This window comes from Flavobacterium sp. GNP001, assembly GCF_054343775.1.
The window spans coordinates 910,554-925,721 of the sequence record NZ_JBTGUX010000001.1 but is presented as its reverse complement, the minus strand read 5'-3'; the positions used below and the strand labels follow the sequence as shown (position 1 = coordinate 925,721).

Genomic DNA, 15,168 nt, shown 5'->3' with positions numbered 1-15,168 from the left:
AAAGTGTAATTTTGCAAAATTCCTAAAATATCAGGATTCTAATGTTATGAGAACGAAATCTTTAAAAAAGAACAAAATAAACGTAATTACCCTTGGGTGTTCAAAAAATGTGTATGATAGTGAAGTCCTTATGGGTCAACTTCGCGCCAATGGAAAAGAAGTAACACATGAAGCTGCAGCAGCTGATGAAGGCAATATTATCGTGATTAACACTTGTGGTTTTATTGATAATGCAAAAGCAGAATCGGTTAATATGATTTTGGAATATGCCGATAAAAAAGAAAAAGGATTAGTAGACAAAGTATTTGTAACCGGATGCCTTTCAGAAAGATACCGCCCAGATTTAGAAAAAGAAATCCCAAATGTGGATCAATTTTTTGGCACTACAGAACTACCTCAACTTCTAAAAGCACTTGGCGCCGATTACAAACATGAATTACTAGGGGAGCGATTAACTACTACTCCAAAAAACTATGCCTATCTAAAAATTTCTGAAGGATGTGATAGACCATGTAGTTTTTGTGCTATTCCTTTAATGCGTGGAAAAAATGTTTCACAAACTATTGAAAAACTAGTTAAAGAAGCAGAAGGTTTGGCGAGAGACGGCGTTAAAGAATTGATTTTAATTGCACAAGATTTAACTTATTACGGACTAGATTTATACAAAAAAAGAGCTTTAGGCGATTTACTTGAGGCGCTTGTTAAAGTAGAAGGAATTGAGTGGATTCGTTTGCATTACGCCTTCCCTACTGGATTTCCTATGGAGGTTTTGGAAATCATGAAACGAGAGCCAAAAATTTGTAACTATATTGATATTCCTTTGCAGCACATCGCAGATTCTGTTTTAAAATCAATGCGAAGAGGAACTACACGAGAAAAAACAACTAAACTATTAAAAGACTTTCGTGCAGCTGTGCCAGGAATGGCCATCAGAACAACATTAATTGTAGGATATCCTGGTGAAACTCAAGAAGACTTCAATATTTTGAAAGAATTTGTTCAAGAAATGAAATTTGACAGAATGGGTTGTTTTGCCTATTCACATGAAGAAAACACACACGCCTACTTACTTGAAGATGATGTTCCGGATCAAGTAAAACAAGATCGCGCTAACGAAATTATGGAATTGCAATCGCAAATTTCTTGGGACTTGAATCAAGAAAAAATCGGACAAACCTATAAATGTATTATTGACAGAAAAGAAGGTGCTCACTTTGTTGGCCGAACTGAATTTGATAGTCCTGATGTAGATAACGAAGTATTGATTGATGCATCTAAGCACTATTTAAAAACAGGGGAATTCGCGATGATAAAAATCACCGAAGCTACTGAATTTGATTTATACGGAGAACCAGCATAACGTTTATCTTTTAAAAACAACACCTATGAAAGCAGTCTTTTACGGAATCGCATTAGTTACAACCTTATTCTTTTCGAACGAAATTTCAGCACAATACGGGTACGGAAATGGGTATGGAAACGGCTATGGTATGAATAGACGAATGGCTGGTGGTATGGACCAAAACAGACAACCAGACAAACCGAAAGAAATTCCGGTAGAGGTAACTGTAGCAAAACTCATGGAACGTTTGACACCAGATCTTTCATTGGATGAATTACAAGCTATTGCGATAAGTAATATCATAACGGAAAGTATGAAAGAGCAAGGTATTTTACTAAAAGCCGAAGTCTCTCAGGAAGAAAAATCGAATAACATAAAAGTGCTTTCTGAAACCACTAACCGAAAGATCAATGATTTACTAAATCCAGATCAAAAAGAAAAATTCAAGGCTCTCAACAGTGAGTCAAGGGGTTCTAAAAAAGTAAAAAATAAAAAGAAAGCAGAGGAGCAATAGTTCCTGATGTACAAAATCAGCTCGTTTAATTATGAAAATTACCCTGTATTATTTCCTTTTGCTTGTGCTGTTTTTTTCTTGCGCACCGAAACCTTTTCCAGCCAACGAAAAAACATATGACACAAATTTAACAACCCTAAAGGAAACCATTTCAAATAAAGAAGCTCAGACGTTACCTGTGATTCCGTTTGTACCAATTCCGATTGATACACTGTACAGGCAACAACTTCATACCTACAAGGATACTTTATTCAAAATGAATGCAGCTAGTTTACAAAATGGCATTAGTACAGAATGGGTTAGCTCTGTAAATTTCAATCTTCGCAAACCCAATTTTGTAATTATTCATCATACTGCTCAAGATTCGCTTCCGCAAACGATAAAAACTTTTACAAAAACAACTACTCAAGTAAGCGCACATTACGTAATTGGAGACGACGGAAAAGTGGTTCAAATGCTTAATGATTACTTAAGAGCTTGGCATGCTGGAAATGGCTCTTGGGGCAAGAACACTGATTTAAATTCATGTTCGATAGGTATTGAGTTAGACAATAACGGTACAGAACCTTTCTCAGAAATGCAAATCAATAGTTTATTAGCGCTGTTGACCAAATTAAAGAAAGACTACAATATACCGCAACAAAATTTTATTGGCCATGCTGATATAGCACCCTCTCGAAAAAAAGATCCAAGTGCTTTGTTTCCTTGGAAAATTCTTGCTGAAAAAGGTTTTGGATTATGGCCAGACGAGTTTTTAATGACAGCTCCCATCGATTTCAATCCTGAACTAGGACTGCGATTAATCGGTTATGACACCAAAAATTTGGCCGCTGCAGTAACAGCATTTAAATTACATTACATACAAAACGAAGTCAACAATTTATTGGATCCACTAACAATAAATACTATTTACTCCATTTACAAGCAACAGTAGAACGAAAGGAGCACAATTTTTAAATTCGAAAAAAAAACTGCCAAGAAAACTTGTTCCTTGACAGTTAAAAAAAAAATTAGAATGTATAAGTCGTAGCTAATAATGTGTATGCTGTGAGTCCCTTTGGAGCGGCAGCACTATTTGTAAATATATCTTCTGAGGCAGTATCTACTCTAAACTCTGGAATAATGGTTAAATTACCTACTTTGTAATTCAACGATAACGTATTTCCAACAACTGTTGTACCTGTTAATAATCGCAATGCTGGCGTAGCTTCTTTTGCATCTAAATACTCTAATCTATAGGCAAGACTTAGTGATTCTTTCAATGAAACAGTCGCATAACCTACCAATGAAAACCATTCACCATTAAGATCGCTATCCAGATCATCTTTAGTCATTGCATACGTTCCATTAAAACCAAGCGAAAAAGAATCACTTACTTTTTTTGTACCCACAAAGTCAAATTGCGTTTTATTTTCAGTAGATGAAGGATTACTACTGCCGGAGGTTACGTTAAAAAAGGCACTACCTGTATCTCCTGCAAAAGCCAATTGGCCAATAAATGTTTTTTGAGAAGAACCCGCTTCAATGGCAGTTTTAAAATCAGTTGGATTAGAAACTCCAGCCATAAAACTAAATTTACCCGAAGTATATTGCGCTTTAATCCCTGTATTAAAGAAGGGACCATAGGTAAAAGCATACGACATACTATAATTTTTATTATCAACTGCATCTACCAATTCGTAACCCAAATGAGTTCCAAAACTACCCGCAGTAACTTTAAACTTATCTGAAAACTCATAAGTAAAATTCAATTGTTTAATCATAAAGCTAGTAGCCTCGTCATTATAAGTAAATTGTGCTGCTCTGTTACCAAAACCTAAGTCAACAAAAACGGAAGCTTTTCCCCTTTTATGGGAAGCTTCGATTGATGCCATTCCGAGTTCAAAAGAATTATGTGAATTGCTAAAGCTTGTCAAACTGTTGTCTACCTTTGCAAAATCATATTTGTAGTACGCATCTGCAGAACCTGCAAATGTGGTAGTTGGAATTGTTGCAGACTCCTGTGCAAACGCAATAACGGATACAAGCAGCGAAGCAATAATAGCTAGTTGATTTTTCATTTTTAGTTGGTTTTAATTAGTAATTAAGATTAATAATCTTACGGATTTATTACTGCTATTACTGTCGCGAACCAATAGCAAAAAAGAATAAAAAGAAAATAGTTCGATGCTATCTTCTTGTTTTTTATGCTTTTACCTAAAGCGAATTTATTAACTTTTATTTACCAATAATTACGAATTAGAAGTTTTTTGACAGCCGAGATAGCAGAATTATGAATTACAGAAAATCAATAAAAATTAATAAGCATTCCCTATTTTAAAGTTTATTTTTTAAAAAATCAATAATAAAAAATTTATCATACACCCTATCGAAATAAAGATTATTGCAAAAAATAATTTAAAAAACATACTAAATAAGACATTTTAATAAAAATAAAATAACATGCCCCTATCGAAATAGAGGTAATTATTTAAATATATAAATTAAATAGAAAAATAAATTAGGTTTATTGGAGGAAAAACCGTCTTCTATTTATCTATTATGAACCAAAGAAAAAATCCTTACCAAGCTATATTTAAGAAAAATTTAAAAAATAATAATTTCCTTTTTTTTACCTTTAGATTGTGAAAAAGCAAGGATGGAAAGTGGTGTTTTCATCACCATTTTTTTGCTTTGCTACCGTCTCCACTTTTGGACTAAAGAAATAGTTTTTCAGTAAAGCAACACTGCACTCAAAAAGAGTTGACAAAATTTGAGTTAACAAAAAAACAAACAACTTAAAAAAAAACATAATGAAATATTTAATTACACTTGCATTATTAATTTGTGCCACTGCCAACTTTGCTCAAACTCATAAATTTGAGCAACATAATGGTCAAAAAATTGAAGTAAATTATATTAAAACGGAAGACAACCTTTTGTTTTTCTCATTGCCTAATAGTACTGAAGAAAAAACGATTAGCAAATTTGCAATAGCACAAATGCACGAAAACAATAAAAAAAATAGTGTCGAAGTGAGTGAAAAAGTAATCCTCCAAGATGCAGCTGATTACCACAAAGTTGTCGCCCTTACTAACAAACAGACTGCGGGTCTACAAAAAGCAGGATCTGTTTCAAGTTTTTTGGGAAAAACCAAAGGAGATACTAATCAAGCTTTTAAAGACCAATCAATCAAAAGGCTACAACAATTAGCCGCCAAAAAAGGTGCTCCTTTTATGGTCATTACATCAAGTTCGCCTCAAAATCTGAAAGCAGAATTGTACACGTACTAAGCTTTAAAAGCTCCATGTAAACATAAAAAAGCCGAAAATTAGAACTACAAGATCTATTTTCGGCTTTTATTATTTGAAACACTGACAAGTTAACCTACAACTATCGATTTTACATTGAGAAATTCTTTTAGTCCTATCGCTCCAAGTTCTCTTCCGTAACCTGACTTTTTAATTCCTCCAAACGAAACTTGTGAGTCTGAACGAACCAAAGAATTGATAAAAACAGATCCCGCTTCAATTTTTCTAGCCAGTTGCTGCGCATTTTCTACATCTTCTGACCAAATAGCCGCTGCCAAACCATATCGATGTTGATTAGCGAGAGTAATGGCCTCTTCTTCATTTTTGGCACGAACAATTGCAGCTAGAGGTCCGAATGTTTCTTCTTGAAAGGCAATGTTTTTCACATGAACATGATCTATTATTGTTGGCTGAAAATTACATTGTTCTCGCTTACCTCCCAAAAGTAATTGAGCACCTTGTTCTAAAGCTGTTTGCAATTGTAGTTCTAATTTTTCAGCCAAATCGATGCGAGCCAATGGTCCCATTTGATTTTGAGCATTCAATGGATCGCCTTGTTGTATCTCTTTAACCTTTTCGATAAAAAGAGAAGTAAAATCATTTGCAACTGATTCAGTAACAATAAATCGCTTGGCACAAATGCAAGCTTGCCCTGCATTACCCATTCTAGATTGCGCAGCTACTGTAGCAGCGGCTTCTAAGTTAGCATCATCAAAAACAATAAAAGCATCAGACCCGCCAAGTTCTAAAACTGATTTTTTAATGTGTTTCCCCGCCAACGACGCCACAGCAGCGCCAGCTGCTTCACTACCTGTCAAGGTCACACCACATACAATATTGGAAGCAATTACTTCCTCTACTTGCGGCACATCAATAGCGAGCTCTTGAAAAACACCTTCAGGAAAACCAGCCTCAAGAAACAATCGCGCAATTGCCTTAGCACATCCCATAACATTTGGTGCATGCTTTAGTAATGTTACATTTCCAGCCATTATTGTAGGAGCTGCATATCTAAATACTTGCCAAAAAGGATAGTTCCAAGGCATAATTGCAAAAACTGCACCTAAAGGATCATAGACGGTTTTGCTATTAAATCTAGTAGAGTTGATTACTTCTTTCAGTAATTGTTCTGCTTTTTCTGCGTAATATTCGCAATTCAGGGCTGATTTATCAATTTCGGCCTCACTTTCAGCTAAAACCTTTCCCATTTCGGAAGTAATTAGTAGCGCTAATTCGGTTTTATTTAACCGAAGTAAATCGGCTAAGCGTTTCATTTTTACTGTGCGATCCTCGAAAGAAGTTGTTTTCCAATAATGAAACCCTTTATCAGCAAGACTTATTTTTTGACGAAGTTGTACCGAAGTTAAAATAGGGTGTGTCGTAACGATCTCTTGGGTATAAGGATTGATTGATTTGAAAATCATACAAGTATTTTTTCTGGTAAATTTAAGTCTAATTTATAAAACAAAAACCCAACAAAAACATAAATACTATCTGTAAAAGCTTGGTCTAATTCCTCGAAGATTGCGTAAAATCAGCAAAAACAGAATCAAGAATCTCAAATACTTTTTCTTTTTGAAGTGGTTTAGAAATGTAAGAAGTAAATCCAAACTGCATAATTCTCTCCCTATCTTCAACAGAAGAGTATGCAGTATGCGCAATAATTGGCAAATCGGGGCGGTTCATTCTAATTTGTTCAAAAGCCTCATAGCCATTAAGTACTGGCATTTTTAAGTCCATAAAAACCAAACTAATATCTTTATGCTCTTTGCACATAGCAACTGCCTCTTGACCATTTACGGCACGAAGAACAGTGTGCTTTTTATGTTGAATTAATTTTTTCAGTAATAGATAGTTTACGTTATCATCCTCAGCAACTAAAATTACTTCATCATCAGTACCTTGCACTAAAGCTGGAGTTTTCAAGGGTGTTACTAAAGCTACATTTTCATCAATTACTAGCGGAATGGTAAAAGAAAAAATAGAGCCTTTACCAATAGCTGATTTTACTTCTATTTTACCACCTAACATTTCAACATAAGCTTTGGTAATAGAAAGCCCTAGACCGAGACCTGTCAATTCTGGAGATATTGTAGCTTCTATTTGTCGAAATCGATCAAAAATCACTTTTAGATAATCTTTACTAATACCATTGCCCGTATCCTCAACAGTGAATTCTAAAAAACCTTTCTTTTTATGCACTGAATAACCAAAATTGATCGACCCTGACTCTGTAAATTTAATTGCATTAGTAATCAAATTGATCAATATTTGCTTGAGTTTCGTTTCGTCTGTTAGTACTTTTTGTTCTAATGGTTTAGAGGAAGTCTTTAAGTAAAAAACAATTTCTTTTGATGGTGGAATGGTTACTTTTAAAGAGGAATACAACTCTTTCATACAAGCCTCAAGATCTACAGCTGCAAAATTGGGAACAATTTGATTAGCATCAATTTTAGACATTTCTATTAAATCTTCAATAATAGACACTAAGTTTGAACCACTATCCTTAATAATTTTTAGGTACTGTTTTTTCTCGTTTTCCGATAAACTGTCGTCTCCCAATAAATCACTGAAACCCATAATGGCATTCATTGGGGTGCGGATTTCGTGTGACAAATTTGCAAGGAAAGATGATTTTAGCGTATCACTTTCTTCCGCTTTACGTTTTGCTTTCTCAAGTTGTTTTCGTTGAATGTTATTTTCTTCAAATAAATTACCAATATAACCAAATTCACCTGGTACTTTTTTTAAGGCACTAATTGCAGATTGATTGGTAGTTTCTAATATGCTTTTAACTAGTTTTAATGGATCGTACACCCATTTTTTGGTACAAAATACATAAATTAGAATACTGAGAAGCGAAACTAATAATACCACAAAAAGAATTTCTTTTGTGTTTTTATAGTTAAGGGTAAATGGCCGCTTAAAAAGTAACTTACAGGTAGTTTGATTTTTCCAATCTTTCAAATCTAAACTTACCACTATCAAATTACCCTCTTTTTCGAGTACATGGTTTGAGTTCACAGGAACAACCTCCGAACTACTAATTCGTCCTAAAGAGTTAAAAAAAACTTGATCCAACAATCTCGCAATTATGAAATAACCTTCGGGTTTTGTTTTGTTTTTTTTTGGATCAGAAGCAGGATGAATTGTAGCAGAAAACACTTCAACAATACCCTCGGGCACTGACAAATAAAAGCGTTTCAATCTCGATCTACGTACTGCTTTTAAAATCTCTGGAGAAATTTTAATTCCATTTTTTAATTTTTTTGTTCCTGTTTTGTTGATCAACTGCGAGTCTAGTCCATAAATTCCAATATAATCAGCTTCGTAAGCATCAAACTCTTTGACAATATTTTGCTGAAACCATTGTTCATCTTTAGACTTTGTAAATTGAACAAGTTCATCCCAATACGTAACATCAATGATAGTGGCAGTAGCTGTTTTTGAATTTAAACGAAAGAGTGATTTGACCTCTTTTTCATATTGTTGATAGGTAATGTCGTAAAAATGTCGTTCTTCCTGAACAGTGTAGAGATAAAGTGTAATGTAGATAAATATAAAAAAAAGTGTTGTTGATGCAATCAACAAAATTAACTTGGAGTAGGTATTTAAATGACAAAATTTATTCATAAATCGGAAAAACCATTACATCAAATTAATAAAATCGTATTTTTTTTGTAAGATATATCACTTTTTTTAGCGCGTGCAAGTTAGCTCTTTTTATCTTAAAAAAAAACATCTTATGATTTTAAAAAAAAATAACAAATAAATAACCTCTTACACATCAATACGATAGCAAAACCCTAGCAATAGTTGGGTGTTACAAGACAAGTCCATTTTTTCAAATCTCGTAGAAATAAAAAAATCCTCATCAAAAACATGAATACTTAAACAAGTACATTTCGTTTTTGATGAGGAAAATCTTATTGATACTGCTTCCAATATCGGATTTACAGCGGAATATTGCCGTGCTTTCTGTTAGGCAATACCACTTCTTTTGTTTCTAACATACTAAAAGCTTTCAACAACTTTCGTCGAGTATCTTGAGGATGAATGACCTCATCAATGAATCCGCGTTGCGCTGCTGTATATGGATTAGCAAATAAATTGGCGTACTCTGCTTCTTTTTCAAGTAATTTTGCTTCGTGATCAGCGGCTTCGTTTATTTCCTTTTTAAAGATAATTTCAGATGCTCCTTTTGCCCCCATAACTGCGATTTCGGCAGTAGGCCAAGCAAAATTCATATCGGCTCCAATGTGTTTGGAATTCATTACATCATAAGCGCCACCATAAGCTTTTCTAGTAATCAAAGTAACCTTGGGCACTGTAGCTTCACTTAGGGCATACAATAGTTTGGCACCATGAATAATGATACCATTCCACTCTTGATCTGTTCCAGGTAAAAAACCAGGTACATCTACAAGAACAAGTAATGGAATATTGAATGCATCACAGAAACGAGTAAAACGAGCTGCTTTTTTAGAACTATTAACATCCAAACAACCTGCCAAAACCATAGGCTGATTAGCGATTATACCAATGCTTTTTCCACCTAATCGTGCAAAGCCAACGATAATATTTTCGGCATAATTTTTATGAATTTCAAAAAACGAATCGGCATCGATTACCCCTTTGATTACCTCATGCATATCATAAGGTTTGTTGGGATTATCTGGAATAATTTGCTCTAATTGTTCACGCAGTTCAGTGTCTAATTGATACGGTAAATCAGCTACTTTTTCTTTATTACTTTGAGGCAAATAACTTAACAAACGCTTCAAATCATCCAAACATTGCACATCATTTGTAGAGGTGATGTGTGCTACGCCAGATTTGGTTGAATGCGTACTGGCACCACCTAATTCTTCTGAAGTTACTGTTTCGTTTGTAACCGTTTTAACTACGTTTGGACCGGTAACAAACATATAACTGGTATCCTCGACCATCATCGTAAAGTCAGTCATTGCAGGAGAATATACAGCACCACCAGCGCAAGGACCCATTATAGCAGATATTTGGGGAATCACACCACTTGCTTGTACATTGCGGTAAAAAATATCAGCATAACCACCCAAAGAACGAACACCCTCTTGAATTCGTGCACCACCAGAATCATTTAAACCAATCATAGGTACACTCATTTTAACTGCCATATCCATGATTTTACAAATTTTCTCGGCTTGTGTCTCGGACAAAGAACCTCCAAAAACGGTAAAGTCTTGAGCAAAAACGCATACCAATCGGCCATTAATAGTTCCATAGCCCGTAATTACACCATCACCGTAATACTGCTCTTTTTCCATTCCAAAATCGGTTGTACGATGCGTAACAAGCATCCCGATTTCTTCAAATGAACCTTCGTCAAGCAAATATTCTACGCGCTCTCTTGCTGTAAGCTTTTTGTTTCCGTGTTGTTTGGCAATTCTGTTTTTACCTCCACCCAAATGCGCTTCGGCTATTTTATCGTTTAAAATTTTTATTTTGTCTTTCATCTTTATCTTTTTTAGCTCGAACTAATATTTATTCTTAAATCACAAACGAATCTTTAGTTCGGCAATCGTACCTTTTTTTGATCTTCAAAATACTGTTTCAAAGCTACTAAGGCTGCAATTTGAGCTTCTTTTTGAGTTTGATCTTTTAACTTTTCAGGACTGTAATATTTTTTAACAAAATGAGTATCAAAATCACCGGAACGGAAAGCCTCATGCTCAAAAACAAATTTCCCAAAAGGCAAGGTAGTCTCGACTCCTTTAACTTGATAAGCGGCTATGGCTTTGATCATGATTTGAATAGCTTCTTCACGAGTTTGACCATAAGTAATTAGTTTAGCCAACATGGGATCGTAATAAATAGGAATATCCATACCTTGTTCAAAACCATTATCAACACGTACACCTTCGCCTTCAGGCAATTGATATACCTCTAAATTACCTACGCTTGGCAAAAAATCATTCAAAGGATCCTCAGCATATACGCGCAACTCCATGGCATGACCTAAAATTTTTAAATCTTCTTGTTTCATCGCCAAAGCCTCGCCACGAGCTACTTTTATTTGAAGTTCAACTAAATCAGTCCTCGTGATTAATTCTGTCACCGGATGCTCTACTTGCAAACGCGTATTCATTTCAAGGAAATAGAAATTTAGGTTTTCATCCAATAAAAACTCAACTGTTCCTGCTCCTAAATAATCACAAGATTTGGCTACTAAAACAGCCGCTTCTCCCATTCTTTTTCGCAATTCAGGCGTTAATACTGATGAAGGAGCTTCTTCAATTACTTTTTGATGGCGGCGCTGAATGCTGCACTCTCTTTCAAAAAAGTACAATACATTACCATGACTGTCTGCCATGATTTGAATTTCGATGTGTCGCGGTGAGCCTACGTATTTTTCGATAAAAACCGAACCATCGCCAAAAGCCGCTACTGCCTCACTGATAGCACGATCCATTTGCGATTCAAAGTCTGATTCTTGTTCTACCACACGCATCCCTTTTCCACCGCCACCTGCAGAGGCTTTGATTAAAATAGGAAAACCAATTTCTTGAGCAACTAATTTGGCTTTTTCAACATCAGTAATAGCTTGATCATATCCTGGAACCATGGGGATATTGTATTGTTTAACAGCTTCTTTAGCTGCTAATTTACTTCCCATTACATGAATTGCTTTTGATTTTGGGCCAATGAATATGATATTATTTTTTTCGCACTCTTCAGCAAAATCAGCATTTTCACTCAAAAATCCATATCCTGGGTGAATAGCATCTACTTGAAGTGACAATGCTACTTCAATAATTTTATTTCCCAATAAATAAGACTCACTTGAAGGCGCAGCGCCAATACAAACGGCTTCGTCAGCAAACTTAACATGAGGTGCATTACGATCTATGGTAGAATATACGGCTACTGTTTTTATGCCCATTTTTTGTGCGGTTTTCATCACTCTAATAGCAATTTCACCTCTATTGGCAACTAGTATTTTTTTCATTTTTTAGATTTTAACGGAGTTATCAGTTTTAAAATATATTGCAACAAACTTTTAAGCAGTGCAAAATTTTAAGCTAGTAAAACTCACAGGCGTTACTTATTCAAATTCAATTAATAGCTGTCCTTTATCAACCGCATCACCTGTTTGCACAGCAATGGTTTTAATTACTCCATCTCTTGGTGATAAAAAACTGTTTTCCATTTTCATGGCACCAAGAATAATCAAATTGTCATTTTCTTGGACCGTTTGACCTACAACAACATTAATTTCTAGAATTAATCCTGGCATTGGAGCTTTGATGGCATTAATTTGTTTGGAAAGCCCTGTTTCAAAGCCCATCTCCTTAATCAAAGTGTCAAGTGGATTGGCAATATCGACTTCGAAAACCGAATTATTGACTTTGACAGTGTATTTTTTTTGAAGAAAATCAGCAGCTAAAATAGCTACTTCATAAGGTTTGCTATCGTGTAAAACATGATATGCATTAGAACTTAAATGCACGGCATCAAGTTGATTCGTACTTTCCTGATCCAAATCAAAAAGGAAAGTATCGTTTACGTTCACTTTATAAGTAGTACTCATTGTTTACTTTTTTAGAATCGTAAAAATAAGTAAAAGAAAACGTTTTCGTAAACCAAAAAATCACTTTTTTGGTCGTGTAAACAAGGATTATTTTAAAGTATAAGCAAGCCGTAATCGCGCAGTGTTTTAATTGGTTTAGAGAACCAAAAGAGTTCAAAGTCTTCAAGAGTTAGTTCAAAATCGGATTTTATTTCATGAAAAGTATAAACTTTAGTTTGAGACACCGAAATTCTTTCAAGCAACTGTTGCAACCACTCTCCTTCTTGGGCACTGGTTTGAATTGAAAAACTATCTTTTTTATCATGAAAAGTGAAAGACATCATATTCCATGTTCTCCCTTTTTTAGACTTTGTAAATGCTTCTGCAAAAGGTTTTCCTCCCAACCAAACCACTTTTGCCGTGGGCTTAGTAGAAAAATCTTCTGCTTCATTTAAGGCATTAAGGATGAAATCAGGATGGATTTTGGTTTTTGGAATTTTGAACTCAAACCAATCCTGTAACGGATAATCAAAACAAATACCGTGCATAAAATTGAAAAGGGATTTCTTTAATCCGAAGCTAAATTTATCATGATCAATCCCCGTAGCATCCGTATAATTAATATCGTTGTTGGCAAAAGTACCTATAGCTTCAGTTTCTTTTTTTACACCAAATTTTTCGGGATACATCCCAACAGGGCTGTGAGCTGTCATGGCAAATTGATGCCAAAATCCTGATTGTAAAATTCCCGCCTCGAACAATTGACGCACCATTTCAAGACTATCAATCGTTTCTTGAACCGTTTGAGTAGGATAGCCATACATTAAATATGCATGTACCATCACTCCTGCTTCGGTAAAATGGCGTGTAACTCGTGCGACTTGCTCTACAGTAACTCCTTTATCAATCAATTTTAGCAATCGATCAGATGCGACTTCGAGTCCGCCCGAAACCGCAATACAACCTGATGCTTTGAGCAATAAACATAAATCTTTGGTGAAACTTTTTTCGAATCGAATGTTCGTCCACCACGTCACTGACAATTTTCTACGCAGGATTTCTAGAGCCAATGCTCGCATTAAAGCTGGCGGCGCTGCTTCGTCAACAAAGTGAAAACCATTTTCTCCTGTTTGAGCAATCATTTCCTCCATTCGATCGCAGAGTAATGCTGCAGAAACGGGTTCGTAAATTTTGATGTAATCTAATGAAATATCACAAAAAGTACATTTGCCCCAATAGCAACCGTGCGCCATGGTAAGCTTATTCCATCTGCCATCGCTCCACATGCGGTGCATCGGGTTGACAATTTCGATTACCGAAATGTATTTATCCAAAAGTAAATCAGAATAATCAGGAGTACCCACTTGGGATTGCTTGTAATCTGGTTTAGCGGAATTGTTTTTATAAACTACTTCCCCGTCTTCTAAAAGGAAAGTTCGTTTATATTGCTTCTCGACTGCACTAGACGAGATAGCGTTAATTAGTTCTTCAATAGGTGTTTCGCCATCATCTAACGTAATAAAATCAAAAAACTCAAAAACGCGTGCGTCAGAAAGGGAGCGCAATTCCGTATTTGGGAAACCGCCTCCCATAGAAATTTTAATTTCAGGAAAATGTTTTTTAACCCATTGCGCACAACGAAAAGCCGAATACAAATTTCCTGGAAAAGGCACCGATATCAAAAATAATGTGGGCTGTACTTTTTCAATTCTTTCTTTCAGAAGAGAAAACAAAACCGAATCGATGTAAGTAGGCTCCTGCTGCAAGGCTTCGTACAATTCGTCAAAAGAATTAGCGCTTCGCCCCAATCGTTCCGCATACCGACTGAAACCAAAATTAGCATCAACACATTCAACTATAAAATCTGAAATATCTTCGAGATACAAAGTGGCTAAGTGCTTGGCTTTATCCTGAGTTCCCATTGTTCCGAACGCCCAATCGAGTTCTTCTAATTGTGCAAAGCGTGAAGCCTCTGGCAAAAAATCTTCTTGACAAATTTGAAGCGCTAATGTTGGATTTTTGCCTTGCAAAAAAGCAATTACGGGATTGATTGTTTTTAAGTATTCGTCTTGTAAAGCAAAAATTCTTTTGGAATTATCTGAGATCTTTCCAGCTTTAAACTTTTGACTTCCTGCTTGAAACAAATCTGTTAATCCTTCCTTCGAAAATAATTTCAAAATCACCTCGATACCCAAATCAGCCTGTACAGACTCAATATTTAAAGTATTCAGAAAGCCTTTGATGTATGCCGTCGCCGGATACGGGGTATTCAGTTGGGTAAAAGGTGGCGTGATGAGAAAAAGTTTCGTTTTCAAGTGGAATTATTTTGTGCAAAAATAAGGGATAATTGTGGTGTTTTATGAAAAATGTTTTTGAGTTTAAAAGTGAAATCCACTAGCTTAATAGTATCAAAAAATCAGCAGCCGCATGAAATGGAGTCAAGCAAATGTAAATCACTTGAAAAAAACAGACA

11 protein-coding genes are annotated in these 15,168 nt (G+C 35.3%); 4 read left to right on the top strand and 7 right to left on the bottom strand.

Annotated elements, in window-relative coordinates:
- Positions 1 to 46: 46 nt before the first annotated feature.
- From rimO to ACXX8U_RS03895, 3 genes are read left to right on the top strand one after another with little or no spacing between them, the layout of a single operon-like run.
- Positions 47 to 1,360, top strand: a complete 1,314-nt coding sequence (rimO, locus tag ACXX8U_RS03905) for a 30S ribosomal protein S12 methylthiotransferase RimO (protein ID WP_210788615.1) — start codon at positions 47 to 49, stop codon at positions 1,358 to 1,360.
- Between the two features lie 25 nt (positions 1,361 to 1,385).
- Positions 1,386 to 1,856, top strand: coding sequence for a hypothetical protein (locus tag ACXX8U_RS03900; RefSeq protein WP_458564695.1), 471 nt, complete (start codon positions 1,386 to 1,388; stop codon positions 1,854 to 1,856).
- Between the two features lie 31 nt (positions 1,857 to 1,887).
- The gene (locus ACXX8U_RS03895) at positions 1,888 to 2,790 is read left to right on the top strand and encodes an N-acetylmuramoyl-L-alanine amidase (protein WP_458564694.1); all 903 of its coding nucleotides are present in this window, start codon (positions 1,888 to 1,890) and stop codon (positions 2,788 to 2,790) included.
- 76 nt (positions 2,791 to 2,866) lie between these two features.
- Here the strand turns inward: ACXX8U_RS03895 and ACXX8U_RS03890 are convergent, their stop codons facing one another.
- Positions 2,867 to 3,916: an outer membrane beta-barrel protein gene (locus ACXX8U_RS03890; protein WP_458564693.1), complete on the bottom strand. Its 1,050-nt coding sequence runs from the start codon at positions 3,914 to 3,916 to the stop codon at positions 2,867 to 2,869.
- A 732-nt stretch (positions 3,917 to 4,648) separates the two neighbouring features.
- Between ACXX8U_RS03890 and ACXX8U_RS03885 the strand changes: the two genes are divergently transcribed.
- Positions 4,649 to 5,128: a hypothetical protein gene (locus ACXX8U_RS03885; RefSeq protein ID WP_458564692.1), complete on the top strand. Its 480-nt coding sequence runs from the start codon at positions 4,649 to 4,651 to the stop codon at positions 5,126 to 5,128.
- 89 nt (positions 5,129 to 5,217) lie between these two features.
- Here ACXX8U_RS03885 and ACXX8U_RS03880 read toward each other — a convergent pair whose 3' ends face one another.
- The 6 genes from ACXX8U_RS03880 to ACXX8U_RS03855 form a co-directional block, all read right to left on the bottom strand.
- Positions 5,218 to 6,570 carry an NAD-dependent succinate-semialdehyde dehydrogenase gene (locus tag ACXX8U_RS03880; protein ID WP_458564691.1) on the bottom strand — a complete coding sequence of 451 codons (1,353 nt, stop codon included), beginning with the start codon at positions 6,568 to 6,570 and terminating at the stop codon, positions 5,218 to 5,220.
- Positions 6,571 to 6,655: 85 nt separating this feature from the next.
- On the bottom strand, positions 6,656 to 8,779 hold the full coding sequence (locus tag ACXX8U_RS03875; RefSeq protein ID WP_458564690.1) for an ATP-binding protein: 2,124 nt from the start codon (positions 8,777 to 8,779) through the stop codon (positions 6,656 to 6,658).
- A 320-nt stretch (positions 8,780 to 9,099) separates the two neighbouring features.
- On the bottom strand, positions 9,100 to 10,641 hold the full coding sequence (locus tag ACXX8U_RS03870) for an acyl-CoA carboxylase subunit beta (RefSeq protein ID WP_458564689.1): 1,542 nt from the start codon (positions 10,639 to 10,641) through the stop codon (positions 9,100 to 9,102).
- 53 nt (positions 10,642 to 10,694) lie between these two features.
- Entirely contained in the window at positions 10,695 to 12,134 is a 1,440-nt protein-coding gene (accC, locus tag ACXX8U_RS03865; protein ID WP_458564688.1) for an acetyl-CoA carboxylase biotin carboxylase subunit, read from the bottom strand.
- Positions 12,135 to 12,230: 96 nt separating this feature from the next.
- Positions 12,231 to 12,716, bottom strand: coding sequence for an acyl-CoA carboxylase biotin carboxyl carrier protein subunit (locus ACXX8U_RS03860; RefSeq protein WP_210788625.1), 486 nt, complete (start codon positions 12,714 to 12,716; stop codon positions 12,231 to 12,233).
- Positions 12,717 to 12,808: 92 nt separating this feature from the next.
- Positions 12,809 to 15,010, bottom strand: a complete 2,202-nt coding sequence (locus ACXX8U_RS03855) for a B12-binding domain-containing radical SAM protein (RefSeq protein ID WP_458564687.1) — start codon at positions 15,008 to 15,010, stop codon at positions 12,809 to 12,811.
- Positions 15,011 to 15,168 lie beyond the last annotated feature (158 nt).